Source organism: Streptomyces sp. NPDC048442, assembly GCF_040651475.1.
GTDB lineage: Bacteria > Actinomycetota > Actinomycetes > Streptomycetales > Streptomycetaceae > Streptomyces.
Genome location: NZ_JBEZKB010000031.1, coordinates 60,580 through 74,649, shown reverse-complemented (window position 1 = coordinate 74,649; position 14,070 = coordinate 60,580). Strand labels below are relative to the sequence as shown.

13 protein-coding genes and 1 riboswitch are annotated in these 14,070 nt (G+C 71.3%); of the genes, 11 read left to right on the top strand and 2 right to left on the bottom strand.

The features are described 5' to 3' along the window. Positions 1-264 precede the first annotated feature (264 nt). Positions 265-395: riboswitch (FMN riboswitch) on the top strand. A 200-nt stretch (positions 396-595) separates the two neighbouring features. The 10 genes from ribD (at position 596) to AB0D18_RS33980 (ending at position 9,265) form a co-directional block, all read left to right on the top strand. Beyond that, entirely contained in the window at positions 596-1,708 is a 1,113-nt protein-coding gene (gene ribD, locus AB0D18_RS34025) for a bifunctional diaminohydroxyphosphoribosylaminopyrimidine deaminase/5-amino-6-(5-phosphoribosylamino)uracil reductase RibD (protein WP_362427659.1), read from the top strand. A 2-nt stretch (positions 1,709-1,710) separates the two neighbouring features. Next, the gene (locus AB0D18_RS34020; protein WP_362427581.1) at positions 1,711-2,325 is read left to right on the top strand and encodes a riboflavin synthase; all 615 of its coding nucleotides are present in this window, start codon (positions 1,711-1,713) and stop codon (positions 2,323-2,325) included. Beyond that, positions 2,322-2,978, top strand: a complete 657-nt coding sequence (locus AB0D18_RS34015; protein WP_362427579.1) for a nicotinamide mononucleotide transporter family protein — start codon at positions 2,322-2,324, stop codon at positions 2,976-2,978. Before AB0D18_RS34020 ends, AB0D18_RS34015 begins: the two co-directional genes overlap by 4 nt. Continuing rightward, on the top strand, positions 2,975-4,330 hold the full coding sequence (locus AB0D18_RS34010) for a bifunctional 3,4-dihydroxy-2-butanone-4-phosphate synthase/GTP cyclohydrolase II (protein ID WP_362427576.1): 1,356 nt from the start codon (positions 2,975-2,977) through the stop codon (positions 4,328-4,330). Before AB0D18_RS34015 ends, AB0D18_RS34010 begins: the two co-directional genes overlap by 4 nt. Before the next feature lie 33 nt (positions 4,331-4,363). Further along, on the top strand, positions 4,364-4,849 hold the full coding sequence (gene ribH / locus AB0D18_RS34005) for a 6,7-dimethyl-8-ribityllumazine synthase (protein WP_362427573.1): 486 nt from the start codon (positions 4,364-4,366) through the stop codon (positions 4,847-4,849). Between the two features lie 35 nt (positions 4,850-4,884). Next, the gene (locus tag AB0D18_RS34000; RefSeq protein WP_362427570.1) at positions 4,885-5,157 is read left to right on the top strand and encodes a phosphoribosyl-ATP diphosphatase; all 273 of its coding nucleotides are present in this window, start codon (positions 4,885-4,887) and stop codon (positions 5,155-5,157) included. A 53-nt stretch (positions 5,158-5,210) separates the two neighbouring features. Continuing rightward, positions 5,211-6,059, top strand: coding sequence for an ATP phosphoribosyltransferase (hisG, locus tag AB0D18_RS33995; protein WP_362427567.1), 849 nt, complete (start codon positions 5,211-5,213; stop codon positions 6,057-6,059). A gap of 29 nt (positions 6,060-6,088) precedes the next feature. Further along, the gene (locus AB0D18_RS33990; RefSeq protein ID WP_362427564.1) at positions 6,089-6,547 is read left to right on the top strand and encodes a PH domain-containing protein; all 459 of its coding nucleotides are present in this window, start codon (positions 6,089-6,091) and stop codon (positions 6,545-6,547) included. A 232-nt stretch (positions 6,548-6,779) separates the two neighbouring features. Next, positions 6,780-8,159: a hemolysin family protein gene (locus tag AB0D18_RS33985; RefSeq protein ID WP_362427562.1), complete on the top strand. Its 1,380-nt coding sequence runs from the start codon at positions 6,780-6,782 to the stop codon at positions 8,157-8,159. Next, positions 8,156-9,265, top strand: a complete 1,110-nt coding sequence (locus AB0D18_RS33980) for a hemolysin family protein (RefSeq protein WP_362427559.1) — start codon at positions 8,156-8,158, stop codon at positions 9,263-9,265. The genes AB0D18_RS33985 and AB0D18_RS33980 overlap by 4 nt, the downstream gene beginning before the upstream one ends. Positions 9,266-9,321: 56 nt before the next feature. Here the strand turns inward: AB0D18_RS33980 and AB0D18_RS33975 are convergent, their stop codons facing one another. Then, positions 9,322-11,217: an AAA family ATPase gene (locus AB0D18_RS33975; RefSeq protein WP_362427556.1), complete on the bottom strand. Its 1,896-nt coding sequence runs from the start codon at positions 11,215-11,217 to the stop codon at positions 9,322-9,324. 425 nt (positions 11,218-11,642) lie between these two features. Beyond that, entirely contained in the window at positions 11,643-12,245 is a 603-nt protein-coding gene (locus tag AB0D18_RS33970; RefSeq protein WP_362427553.1) for a hypothetical protein, read from the bottom strand. A gap of 287 nt (positions 12,246-12,532) precedes the next feature. Between AB0D18_RS33970 and AB0D18_RS33965 the strand changes: the two genes are divergently transcribed. After that, complete coding sequence (locus AB0D18_RS33965) at positions 12,533-13,870, top strand: peptidase C39 family protein (RefSeq protein ID WP_362427656.1); 1,338 nt, start codon at positions 12,533-12,535, stop codon at positions 13,868-13,870. The last annotated feature ends 200 nt before the right edge of the window (positions 13,871-14,070 follow it).

The following is a 14,070-nucleotide window of genomic DNA, read 5'->3' as shown; positions in this document are numbered from 1 at the left end:
GTTGCGTGCCCGGGGCGTGCGCACACCCGGCGGGCTGTCTCCTGGGAGTGACGCAGACGTTAAGAGGACTAGACCAGCACGTCAATAGGTCTGGACCATTGGATGTGACTCGCCCCACATGTCCCCCGGGTGCGTCCCACGCCCAGGGAACGTGCCCCGCACCCCCGAGAATGTGACCCGCCTCATATCCGCCTGTGAGTCACCCCACAAGACCGTCGGGGCACGGGGCCGATCAGTCGTGGCACACTGGCCGTGTACCAGCAGCAGCGCACTCCGGGGTCGGTGTAATTCCGAACCGGCGGTTATAGTCCGCGACCCGGTCACCTCCAGTGACCGGTTGACCAGGTGTAATTCCTGGACCGACGGTGAAAGTCCGGATGGGAGGCAGTGCGCGGCGGGCCCTCACAGGTCTTTTTCGGTACGCCGCCGTCGGCGGGCGCCCCCTACCCGGGGAGGCCCCTCTTTCCCGGCCCGGCGTCGCCGTTGACGTACCCGTGATTCGCCCGCTTCATCTGTCGTCATCGACAGGCCCCGGAGTCCGTGCCCGAAGAGGCAGGAGGACCCGGTGGCAATCGCCGCAGCCGATGAGAACGCCATGCGTCGAGCGATCACGCTCGCCGCACGCGCCCTCGGCGCCACCAGCCCCAATCCGGTCGTCGGATGCGTCATCACCGACGCCTCGGGCGCCCCCGCAGGCGAGGGCCACCACCAGCGCGCGGGCGGCCCGCACGCCGAGGTCCACGCCTTGCACGATGCCGGGGACCGGGCCAGGGGCGGCACCGCGTACGTCACCCTGGAGCCCTGCAACCACACCGGTCGCACCGGCCCCTGCGCCCAGGCCCTCATCGACGTCGGCATCACCCGCGTCGTCTACGCCGTCGCCGACCCGAACCCGCAGGCCACCGGCGGCGCCGACACCCTCCGCGCCGCCGGCGTCCAGGTCGAGCACGGCCTCCTCAAAGAGGAGGCGGCGGCCGGGAACGCCGCCTGGCTCACCTCCGTACGACTGCACCGCCCGTACGTCCTGTGGAAGTACGCGGCCACCCTCGACGGCCGCATCGCCGCGGCCGACGGCACCAGCCGCTGGATCTCCTCGGCCGAGTCGCGCGCCGACGTGCACCGGCTGCGCGCCGAGGCCGACGCGGTCGTGGTCGGCTCGGGAACGCTCCACGCGGACGACCCGCACCTCGCCGTCCGGGGCATCGAGGGCGCCGTACAGCCGCTGCGCGTCGTCCTCGACACCCACGCCACGATCACGCCCGGGGCCCGGGTCCTGGACGACGCGGCGCCGACGCTCATCGCTGTCGCCGAGGACGCGCAGACCGACCTCCCCGACGTCCTGCGACTGCCCCGCACCGGCTCGGGGCTCGACGTGGACGCCCTGCTCACCGAGCTGTACGCACGCGGAGTCCGCTCCGTGCTGCTCGAAGGCGGACCCACCCTCGCGGGCGCGTTCGTCGCGGCCGGCGCCGTCGACAAGGTCGTCGGCTACCTCGCTCCCGTACTGCTCGGCGCGGGCGCCGCCGCCCTCGCCGACGCAGGAATCACCACGATCGCGGACGCGTTGCGCCTCGATGTGACCGAGACGGTCCGCATCGGCCCCGACCTCCGCATCAGTGCTGTCCCCACTGCCGCTGTTCCCACCGCTGCTGTCCCCACCGCCTCTGTCCCCACCGCTGCCGTCCCCACTGCTTCCAAGGAGCGCTGAGCGTGTTCACCGGAATCGTCGAAGAACTGGGTGAGATCACCGCCGTCGAGAACCTCGGCGACTCCTCACGCTTCCGCCTGCGCGGCCCCCTCGTCACCGAGGGCGCCAAGCACGGCGACTCGATCGCCGTCAACGGCGTCTGCCTCACCGTCGTGGACACCGCCGACGGCGAATTCACCGCCGACGTGATGGCCGAGACCCTCATCCGCTCCAGCCTCGGCGCCCTTGCCGTGGGCTCCCGCGTCAACCTGGAGCGCCCGATGGCGCTCGGCGGGCGCCTCGGCGGCCACCTCGTCCAGGGCCACGTCGACGGCACCGGCACCATCGTCGGCCGCGAGCCCTCCGAGCACTGGGAGATCGTCAAGGTCGCCCTGCCGGACGGCCTCTCGCGGTACGTCGTCGAGAAGGGCTCCATCACCGTCGACGGAGTCAGCCTCACCGTGGTCGACGCGGGCGACGACTACTTCACCATCAGCCTCATCCCCACCACGCTCGCGCTGACCACCCTCGGCATCAAGCAGGCCGGGGACCCGGTCAACCTCGAAGTGGACGTCCTGGCCAAGTACGTCGAGCGGCTGCTCGGCGCGCAGCGGAACGACAAGGAGACCGTGAAGTGAGCTCCCTCGACTGGCTCAACTCCGAAGCCTTCACGGCCTTCGGCCAGCACATCCTGTGGTCCGACATGGTCGGCAACAGCATCGGCCTGCTGGCGCTCGCGCTGGGCTGGCGGCGCTCCATATGGTCCTGGCCCGCCCAGCTCCTCTCCGGTGTCATCCTCGTCGCCGCGTACGCGTCCGTGCACCTCAGCGGCGGTGTCGGCAAGCAGCTCCTGGTCATCGGCGTCGCCGTGTGGGGCTGGCGGCAGTGGCAGCGCGGCAAGCAGCAGGCGCAGGACGGGACGATCGCCGTCCGCTTCGCCACCTGGCGCGAGCGCGGGCTGCTGCTCGGCGGCGCGGCCGTCGGCACCCTGGCCGTCGGCGGCCTCTTCAGCCTCTACCCGTCGCTCTCCTGGAGCCCGTGGGCCGACGCGTACATCTTCGTCGGCACCCTCGCCGCGATGGTGGCGCAGGCCCGCGGTCTGGTCGAGTTCTGGTTCGCCTGGCTGCTGGTCGACCTCGTCGGCGTCCCGCTCGCCTTCTCCAGCGGACTCGCCTTCTCCGGTTTCGTCTACGTCATCTACCTCGCCCTCGTCCTGTGGGGGATGCGGGACTGGTGGCTGCGCTCCCGCGCCGCTGCCGCCCCGCCCGTCCTCGAAGGAGCCACGGCATGACCGCCACCCTGATCCCCACCCCGTACGACAGCCGGGAGGCACCGGTGACCCACGACCGCCAGGACGACCCGGCCCTGGTACTCGACCCCGTCGAGCAGGCGATCCGCGACATCGCGGCCGGCCGCCCGATCGTCGTCGTCGACGACGAGGACCGGGAGAACGAGGGCGACCTGATCGTCGCCGCCGAGCTGATCACCCCCGAGATCGTCGCGTTCATGATGAGCGAGTGCCGCGGCCTGATCTGCGCCCCCATGGAGGGCCCGGAACTGGAACGTCTGGCCCTGCCGCAGATGGTCGAGCACAACACCGAGTCCATGCGGACGGCGTTCACCGTCTCCGTCGACGCGTCCGGCGCGCACGGCGTCACCACCGGAATCTCCGCCTCCGACCGCGCCGCCACGCTGCGGCTGCTGGCCTCCGGCGACAGCACCCCGGTCGACTTCGTACGTCCGGGCCACATCTTCCCGCTGCGCGCCCGCCCCGGCGGCGTCCTGGTCCGCGACGGCCACACCGAGGCCGCCGTCGACCTGGCCCGCCTCGCGGGGCTGCGCCCGGCCGGTGCCATCGTGGAGATCGCCGACGAGAACGGCGTGATGCTGCGGCTGCCCGAGCTGGTCCCCTTCGCCCGCAAGCACGGCCTGACGATCATCTCCATCGAGGACCTGATCGCGTACCGCCGAGCCACCGAGGCCCCCGAGGCCCCCGAGGCGGTGGAGGACCCCGAAACAGCCGTCCGGCGCGAGGCGGAGGTCCACCTCCCCACCTCCCTCGGCGACTTCACCGCGTACGGCTACCGCGCGACCGACGGGGTCGAGCACGTCGCCCTCGTCCACGGCGAGATCGGCGACGGCGAGGACGTCCTGGTCCGGCTGCACTCCGAGTGCCTCACGGGCGACATCTTCCACTCGCTGCGCTGCGACTGCGGCCCCCAGCTCGACGCCTCCATGCGCCGCGTCACCGAGGCCGGCCGCGGCGTCGTGGTCTACCTGCGCGGCCACGAGGGCCGCGGCATCGGCCTGCTGTCCAAGCTGCGCGCGTACGAACTCCAGGAGCGGGGCGTCGACACCCTCGACGCCAACCTCGAACTGGGCCTGCCCGCCGACGCCCGCGACTACGCGGCCGGCGCACAGATGCTCGCCGACCTTGGCGTGCACAGCGTGCGTTTGATGACGAACAATCCGGACAAAATCACCGCGCTGGTACGGCACGGACTCACCGTCAGCGGACGCGAGGTCATGCCCGTACAGGCGAGTGAGCACAATCTGCGGTACCTGCGCACCAAGCGGGACCGGATGGGCCACGACCTGCCCTGGCTGGACGGCGCCGCCGCCCCCACCTGCGGCAACCAGTAACCACACCAGAGAATCAAAGAGGAGAGAACAAGCGTGAGCGGCAAGGGCGCACCCGAACTGAGCGTGAAGAACTGCAGCGACCTTCGGGTGGCGGTGATCGCGGCCCAGTGGCACGAAAAGATCATGGACGGACTCGTCGACGGTGCCCTGCGCGCCCTGCACGAGCTGGGCATCGACGAGCCCACCCTGCTCAGGGTCCCCGGCAGCTTCGAGCTCCCCGTCGTCGCCAAGGTCCTCGCGGGCCGCGGCTACGACGCGATCGTCGCCCTCGGAGTCGTCATCCGTGGCGGCACCCCCCACTTCGAGTACGTGTGCCAGGGCGTCACGCTCGGCCTCACCCAGGTCTCCGTCGACACCGGCGTCCCCATCGGCTTCGGCGTGCTGACCTGCGACACGGAGGAGCAGGCCCTCGACCGCGCCGGGCTCGTCGGCTCCGTCGAGGACAAGGGGCACGAGGCCGTCACCGCCGCCGTCGCCACCGCGACCACGCTGCGCACGGTCGCCGAACCCTGGCGCTGAGTGCCCTGCGAGCACCCCGTACTCTAAGGACCATCATGGCCAACAAGACTTTTGAAGAGCTCTTCACCGAGCTCCAGCAGAAGGCCGCCGACGGCGACCCCACCACCTCCCGCACCGCCGAGCTGGTGGACAAGGGCGTCCATGCCATCGGCAAGAAGGTCGTCGAGGAGGCCGCCGAAGTCTGGATGGCCGCCGAGTACGAGGGCAAGGAAGCCGCCGCCGAGGAGATCTCGCAGCTGCTGTACCACGTCCAGGTGATGATGGTCGCCCGCGGGATCTCGCTCGACGACGTCTACGCCCACCTCTGAGCACGCCCCTCGTTCCCCCCGCTTTTCCCTTCGCAACAAAGGAAGCTGACCTCATGCTGCGCATCGCCATCCCGAACAAGGGCTCCCTCTCCGGACCTGCGTCGGCGATGCTCCATGAGGCCGGCTACCAGCAGCGCAAGGAGTCCAAGGAGCTGGTCCTGGTGGACCCGGCGAACGAGGTGGAGTTCTTCTACCTCCGCCCCAAGGACATCGCGATCTACGTCTCGGCCGGCCGCCTCGACATCGGCATCACCGGCGAGGACCTCCTGATCGACTCCGGGGCCGGCGCCGAGCCGATCCTCCCGCTCGGCTTCGCCCGCTCCACCTTCCGCTTCGCCGCCAAGCCGGGCACCGCCACTTCCCTGGACGACCTGGCGGGCAAGACGATCGCCACCTCGTACGAGGGCATCGTCGCGAAGTTCCTCGCCGAGCGCGGCATCGAGGCGGCCGTGGTCCACCTGGACGGCGCCGTCGAGACCGCCATCGAGCTGGGCGTCGCCCAGGTCATCGCGGACGTCGTGGAGACCGGCACCTCGCTGCGCAACGCCGGCCTGGAGGTCTTCGGCGAGCCGATCATGACCTCCGAGGCCGTCGTCATCCGCCGCACCGGCGCCGACGCGGAGGACCCCAAGGTCCAGCAGTTCCTGCGCCGCCTCCAGGGCGTCCTGGTGGCCCGCTCGTACGTGATGATGGACTACGACTGCCGGGTCGAGCACCTGGAGAAGGCAGTCGCCCTCACGCCCGGCCTGGAGTCCCCGACGATCTCCCCCCTCCACCACGAGGGCTGGGTCGCGGTCCGCTCCATGGTCGCCGCCAAGGAGGCCCAGCGGATCATGGACGACCTGTACGAACTGGGCGCGCGCGCCATCCTCACGACGGCCATCCACGCCTGCCGTCTCTGACTCCTCATCTCCTCCTGTACGTACGAAGGATGCCGCCCGCCGTGTCGCAGCCCCAGCTCCCCGCCCTCCCGGTCACCTTCCGGCCGAACCGCACCCGGGCGGTCCTGCTGACCGTGGGGGTGGCGCTGTTCGCCGTCGTCTCGGCGATCGGTCTGATACTGGAGATGCTCAGCCCGGGGGAGCGGGTGAGCTTCATCTTCACCGGCGCGCTCCTGTTCGCCGTCCTGCTGCTGCTCAGCCGCCCCAAGGTCGTCGCAGAGGAATCCGGCGTCACCGTCGTGAACCTCACGACGAAGCGGCGCCTGGAATGGGCCGAGATCCTGAAGGTCAACCTGCGCCCCGGCGACGCCTGGGTGTTCCTCGACCTCAGCGACGGCACCAGCCTGCCCGCCCTCGGTATCCAGCCCGGCATCGCCAAGGAGCACGCCATCCGCGACGCCCGCACCCTGCGGGCCCTCGTCGAGGCGCGGGCGCTGCACAGCGACTGACCGGATCGGCAGCGGCCCAGGCGTGTACGGATACTCACCGGCTGGGCCCCTGCCGCCGCACGGGCAGTCCTGTTTACTCTGTGGGGTGGGGCGCCAAGTGCGTCCCGCCCCGCGCAGTACGGCCCTCGTGGCCCGCGGGGTCGCACCTTCGACCCAAGGAGTGACTCCCTCCAGCAATGGACGGATCGTCCGGTAGTACCTGCGCCGCCCCCTCTCCTCTTGAGGCGTCGGCATGACCATCCCGCTTCTGCTGCTCGCCGCAGCGTTCCTCCTGATCCTCGCCAACGGCTTCTTCGTGGCGGCCGAATTCGGCCTCGTCACGGTGGAGCGGCCCGAAGCCGAACGCGCCGCCGCAGCGGGCGACAAACGAGCCCGTACGGTCGTGCGGTCCCTGCGAGAACTGTCCTTCCAGCTCTCCGGCACCCAACTCGGCATCACCCTCACCTCCCTCGTCGTCGGCATGCTGGCCGAGCCCGCGCTCGCCGCTCTGCTCGACGGGCCGCTGACCGCCACCGGGATACCGGCGGGCGCCGTCTCCGGCATCAGCGTCGTCATCGGCATGCTGACGGCCTCCGCCGTGCAGATGGTGATCGGCGAACTCGTGCCCAAGAACTGGGCGGTCTCCAAGCCGCTCCAGGTGGCCCGCTTCGTGGCCGGCCCGCAGTACCGCTTCTCGACCGTGTTCCGGCCGGTGATCTCCCTCCTCAACACCGTCGCCAACCGTCTCGTACGGGCCCTGGGCGTCGAACCGACGGACGAGCTGGCTTCGGCCCGCACACCCGGTGAACTCGTCTCCCTGGCCCGGCACTCGGCGCGGGCCGGGACGCTGGAGCAGGACACCGCCGACCTGTTCGTGCGGACCCTGTCCCTCGGACACCTCACCGCGCAGCACGTGATGACGCCGCGCGTGAAGGTCAGCTCCCTCCAGTCGTCCGCGACCGCCGCCGACGTCCTCAACCTCACCCGGGCCACCGGACTCTCGCGCTTCCCCGTCTACCGGGAGCGCATCGACGAGATCGTCGGCATGGTGCACCTCAAGGACGCGCTCGCCGTCGCCGCGCACGAGCGCATGCGCGTGTCCGTCGGCCGGATCGCCGTACCGCCACTGCTCGTACCGGAGACGCTGCCCGTGCAGCAGCTCCTGGAGCGGCTGCGCAGCGAGCAGCCGATAGCGGTCGTCGTCGACGAGTACGGCGGCACCGCCGGAGTCGTCACCCTGGAGGACATCGTCGAGGAACTCGTCGGCGAGGTCCGCGACGAGCATGATGCCGAGGGCGCCGACCGGCCCGAACTGGCCGCTCTCGCCCCCGCCGACGACGGCAGCCCGTCCTGGGAGGCCGACGGCAGCTGCCGGGTGCTCACCCTGCGCCGGATAGGACTCGACGTCCCCGACGGCCCGTACGAGACGGTGGCGGGCCTGGTGGCCGACCTGCTCGGCCGCATCCCGGCCCCCGGCGACCGGGCCGAACTGCCCGGCTGGAAGCTCTCCGTACGGCAGGTGGACCGCTACCGGGCCGAGCGCGTGCGCCTGGTCCGCACGGCGGCGGCCCCCGCGGCCTGTGCGACCCCGGTGGCCCCCCGGCCCAAGCAGCTCACGGAGGCCGCACGATGAGCGCCCTCCCACTCCTCCTCGCACTGCTCCTGGTCCTGGCCAACGGCTTCTTCGTCGGCGCCGAGTTCGCGCTCGTCTCCGTGCGCCGCAGCCAGATCGAACCTCTCGCGGCGAGCGGCTCCGCCCGCGCCAAGCAGGTGATGTACGGGCTGGAACACCTGCCGCAGATGATGGCGGCGGCCCAATTCGGCATCACCGTCTGCTCGTTGACGCTCGGCGCGGTCGCCGAACCCACCGTCGCGCACCTCCTGGAGCCGCTCTTCCACGCGGCCCACGTGCCCGCAGGGCTGATCCACCCCCTCGGGTACGCGATCGCCCTCGCGGTCGTCGTCTCCCTCCACCTCGTCATCGGCGAGATGGTGCCGAAGAACCTGGCGATGGCGGCCCCCGAGAAGACCGCGCTGTGGTTCAGCCCCGGCCTGGTCGGCTTCGCCCGGCTGTGCAGGCCGGTCACGGCGGCGCTCGGCTGGTGCGCCCGCATGGTCCTGAAGCTGTTCCGGGTGGAACCCAGGGAAGAAGTCGAGTCCGTCTTCACCAGCGAACAGCTCAACCGGCTGGTCGAGGACTCCGGACAGGCGGGCCTGCTGGAACCCGGCGAGCAGGAGCGCCTCGAAGACGCCCTGGAGCTGGGCAGCCGCCCGCTCACGGACGTACTGCTGCGCAGGGCGACCCTGGTGACGGTCGACCCGTCGGTGACCCCGCGCCGGATCGAGGAGCTGACGGTCCGCACGGGCTACTCCCGCTTCCCGGTCTGCGCGACCGGGCCCGCGGGCGCCTTCATGGGCTACATCCACGTCAAGGACGTCCTGGACCTGGACGAGGTGGACCGGGCCGTTCCGCAGCAGGTGTGGCGCCCGATGACCACGCTGCGGGCCGAACTCCCGCTGGACGACGCGCTGTCGGTCATGCGCCGCGCGGCCACCCACCTCGCGCAGGTGGCGGATGCGTCGGGGCGGGTGCTGGGGCTCGTCGCCCTGGAGGACGTACTGGAAATGCTGGTGGGCGAGGTGCGGGACCCGGCACACCGGGTCGCTGCGCCCACCCCGGCGACAGCTCGTCTCGCTCAGCCGAGGGCGGAGGCACAGGCGGGGGTGCTGGCGGGGTAGCGGGTGGGGGCTGGTCCTCGGGGCGCGGGGGACGGGGGAAGGGCGGTCAGGGGGAGCTATACCCCCGGTACCTCCCCCTGCCCCCTCCCCACCGGCCCCCGCCCCGACAGCACCTCCCCGTACGCCTGCATCAGGTCCGGCAGCCGCAACGTCGACAAATCGTCCCGCGTCGGCGTGGACGCGTACCCCGACAGCCGCAGGTCCCGGTAGGCGCAGCTCTTCTCGTACAGCGTCCGCAGGAACCGCCCGTTGCCCAGCTCGTCGATCCACCCCTGCTCGATGACGTGCCCGCTGATGCTCCGCAGTTCCTCCAGGGACTCCTCGTCCCATGCGTCCCCGTTGTCCCCGGCCAGCACCTCCCCGATGCTGGTCAGCTCCAGCGGCCGGTAGCTCGGGAAGTCGACCCGGGTCGTGAACCTCGACGACAGTCCGGGATTGGCGGCCAGCAGCCGGTCCATCCCCTCCGGGTACCCGGCGAGGATCACCACCAGGTGGTCCCGGTTGTCCTCGGCCCGCTTCAACAGCACCTGAAGCGCCTCGTCGCCGTACGCGTCGCCCTTGCTGTAGCCGGAGTTGGCCAGGCTGTACGCCTCGTCGACGAAGAGCACCCCGCCCATCGCCGAGTCGATCAGCTCGTTCGCCTTCACGGCCGTCTGGCCCAGGAACTCGCCCACCAGATCGGCCCGTTGGGCCTCCACCAGGTGGTCTCCGCCGAGTAGCCCCAGCGCGTAGAAGACCCGGCCCAGAATCCTGGCGACCGTCGTCTTGCCCGTCCCCGAGGGGCCGGAGAAGACAAAGTGACGTTTCGGCGGCTGGACCGGAAGTCCCTGCCCGGCCCGCAGCCTGGCCATGTTCAACTGGGCGGACAGCGCCCGTACTTGGCGCTTCACCGGCTCCATGCCGACCATCCGGTCCAGCTCGCCGAGCGCCTGCTCCAGGAGCGCCGGATCGGACGGTCCGGCCGGGAAAGGCGGCAGCCCGGCCGGCAGCGGCGGCCCCGCCTTCTCCCGTACGCCCGTGGGCGGGCCGGGCGGTACCACGCCGCCGAACGGCAGCTGGCCCTCGCCGCCCACCCGCAGCTCCCCGCCGCCCTCCAGTGGGTCGAACTCGCCCTGGGACTCCACCGCTTCCTGGCTGGTCATCGACACCGTCGCCAGCCCGGCCGCCGACTCGTCGTACCCGTCCAGGCCGTCGCCCTCGGAGATCGCCGCGAGCCGGGCCGCGGTGTCCATGAAGGCCGGGTCGACCCGGTGCACGGCCCGGTAGAGGGGGAGTGCGGCGGCGGAGCGCCCGGTGCCCTCGTGGGCGCGGGCCAGCCAGTAGCGCAGTTCCTTGCGCTGCGGCTGTTCGCTGCGGCAGCGCATCAAAGAGGCGGAGAGCAGCGGCTCCGCCTGCCCGAACATCTCCAGCCTGACCCGCGCCATCCCGCCGAACAGGCCCGCCTCGATGCCGAGCAGCGGATCGTCGACGAGGGAGTCCGTGTGCCGGACCAACTGGTCCCAGTCCTTGACCAGATACGCCCGGCACGCGTGCAGGAACCGCACCTGCTGGTCCGTGTCCACGGGCGGCAGACCCGCCAGCGCCCGGTCCAGCTCCGGCACATGGCGTCCGTCCAGCCAGTGCGAGGCGTGCGCAAGGAGCAGGTCCCGCGGGCTCTCCAGTACCGGCTGCACCCACCAGCCCAGCCAGTACCAGGAGTTGAGCCTCCTGCGGTGCCTGGCGCGCTGCTCGCCGAACCGCTCCCGGTGGCGGTACATGCGTAAGAGCGCCGTCGTCGTGTCGATGCGCAGGGCGTGGAGGCCGAGCCAGCCGTCCGCCATCCCCGGATCGAGTCGTACCGCCGTCCGGAATTCCTCCTCCGCCTGCGGATACGCCCCCATGGTGTAGGCGTCCACGCCGCGCAGCCAGGCGAGGTCGGCCGGGGCGTGCGTGCCCTGCGTGCCGAAGTCCATCACGTCCCCCACAGACCGTGCCCCCCGTGATGTGCCGTCGGGCGTGCACCAGTGGCCGTATGCCGTTGGCACTTGCCCGAACCGCTGTGTCCCGGACGGGAATTGACCGCACCGAAGGGCATCGTACCTGGGCAGGGGGCACGGAAATAAGGGTGCCGCGAGGCCTGCGCGAATGGTGACCCTGGGTGAGCGAATGGGGTCTCTGTGCGCCCCGGAATGACCGGTGAGGGCAGAACGAAGCCCCCGATCACGGGGGAACAACCGGGGGCTTCGTGTCTGCGGGCGGCTCCGGAAAGCCGCACATTGAGAACGTAAGACCTGTACGCCCCCCGGGTCAAGCGGAGTTGGGGCACTCGCGGGGGCGGTTTTCCGGCCGTTCCACAGGGTCGGGGCAGGTGGTCACGCTCGGTGATGGATCTGTTCGCTCACGCGGTCGCGGGGGTTCTCTGGTGCCACTCGTAGCCCTCGCGCAACTGCCGTACCAGAGTGTCGGCGAACGGACGGGACGGGTCCGCCGAGAAATGCTCCGTCTCGGCCTTCGTCCAGCCGTCCCAGAATGCGGACTGCTCGGCTCCGTCCCGCTCCCGGCCGCGTCGCCAGGACCGCTCGGCGTCCAGATCCATCCAGAGGAGGTGGGCCAGGAGCGGCCGCAGTGCGCGGCGGCCGGCCCCCACGCCCTCCATGAGGACGACGGGAGCGGGCGGCAGCTCGCGCACCGCGGGTCCGAAGCGGCGGAGCGTCCAGTCGTACGGCGCGTACCGCGCGCGCTCGCCCCGTGACAGCGGCCCGGTCACCCGGGTGCGCAGCCGGTCCGTCCAGCCGAACAGCTCCGCGTGGCTCGCCAGATCGTCCAGGTGCAGTACGGGCGCCCCGCCCAGCGCGTCCGCCAGGTGCCCGGAGAAGGTGCTCTTGCCGGAGCCCGCGTGGCCGTCCACGGCGATCAGCCGCACCTGGCCGCAGGAGGGCGGCAGGGCGCGGAGCCGTGCGGCGAGAGGGGCGAGAGACGTCGGTGGGGCGGTGCTGTTCATTCGGACCAGCCTAAGAGGGGTGCGGTCCGCGCGCCGCCGCAGGTCGCGGGGGCGGTCGGTCGCAGTATGGGGCGGGTCCGGGCTCCGGCGGGTGCCGGGCGCTCCGGCGGGGTAGCCATTGCGCCTGCCGGGAGCGCGCCCGCCCGCGTCCGATCTGCTCGGTGTCCGACTGCTCGTCCGTATCCGTATCCGCATCCGACTGCGACTCTTCGATGGGGGCCTCGACCGTGACCAGACCCGATACGCCCAGATCTGATACGCCCAGACCTGATACGACCAGCCCCGAGCTGCCGTCCGCCGCGCGCAGGACCGTACTGGCCGCCGCGCTCGCCGCCGCTGCCGTGCCCGTGCTTCCGGCCGCCGCGGCCGCGTCCGCACCGGCTTCGGAGGAGCCCTGTCTCGTCGACAACCACTTCTGGACGACGTACACCGACTGGCGCTCCGGCACGGGGCCCGGCACCCGTGTCGTCCGCGGCCGCCGCCCCGGCCTGGCCATCGGCGCCCCCGACGGCCTGACGACCTACCGCGACCCGCACACCGGGCGCACCGGCACCTACGAGTACGCCCGGTGGACCTCGCCGCTGCACCGCAGCCGGGTGCCCGCCACCGAGATCGTCGCCTCCTGGAACGCCGACACCCCGCCCGGCACCTGGATCGCCGTCGAGCTGTGCGCCGTGTACACCGACGGATCGCGCACCCCCTGGTACGTGATGGGCCGCTGGGCGGCCGGTGACGCCGACATCCGGCGCACCTCCGTCGACGGCCAGCGCGACGGCCGCAGCAATGTCTCCACCGACACCGTCGGGGTCGACGACCCGGCCGCCGGCACCCGGCTCACCGGCTACCAGCTGCGGCTCGTCCTGCACCGGCTGCCGGGCAGCACCGCGACGCCCACCGTGTGGCGGCTCGGGGCGATGGCCTCCGACGTACCGGACCGGTTCACCGTCCCGGCGTCCGAGCCCTGCCGCGCCCGCGAGCTGCGGGTGCCGCGCCACTCGCAGGAGATCCACGTGGGGCAGTACCCGGAGTACGACAACGGCGGAGAGGCGTGGTGCAGCCCCACCTCCGCCACGATGATCCTGGAGTACTGGCGGCGCGGGCCCACGGCCGATGACCTGGCCTGGGTGAACCCCGCGTACGCCGACCCCCAGGTGTGCCACGCGGCCCGCCAGACGTACGACTACCAGTACGACGGCTGCGGCAACTGGCCCTTCAACGCCGCGTACGCGGCGACGTACCGGGACATGAACGCGGTCGTCACCCGGCTGGGATCGCTGGACGACCTGGCGCTCCTCCTCCGTGCGGGCATCCCCGCCATCACGTCGCAGTCGTTCCTCAAAGGGGAGCTGACGGGCGCGGGCTACGGCACCTCCGGCCATCTGATGACCGTCATCGGGTTCACCGGCGCGGGCGACGTGATCGCGAACGATCCGGCGTCCCCCACCAACGAAGCCGTCCGTCGCGTTTACAGGAGGCGTGAGTTCGAGAACATCTGGCTCCGTACCAAGCGCTACGACGCCGCCGGAAAGGTGAAGAGCGGCACGGGCGGGGTGTGCTACCTCTTCTGGCCCCTCGACACCACGTCCGAACAGCGGCACGCACTAAGGAAGTTGGACCTTATCTGAGGGCTCCGGCCATGACAGGACCGAGGTCCGCCGACTCGTAGGGCGGGACCGGCACGAGGCCCCCGCAGCGGTGCGAGTCTCCGCTCGGGGGTCTTGCCATGCCCCGTGTGTTTACGTAAACATAAGAATGATGGCAAGGGTTTCCCGCTGATGCGCCGTCATCCACGTCGCATCTCCTTGAGTACCAGGAGCAACCTCGC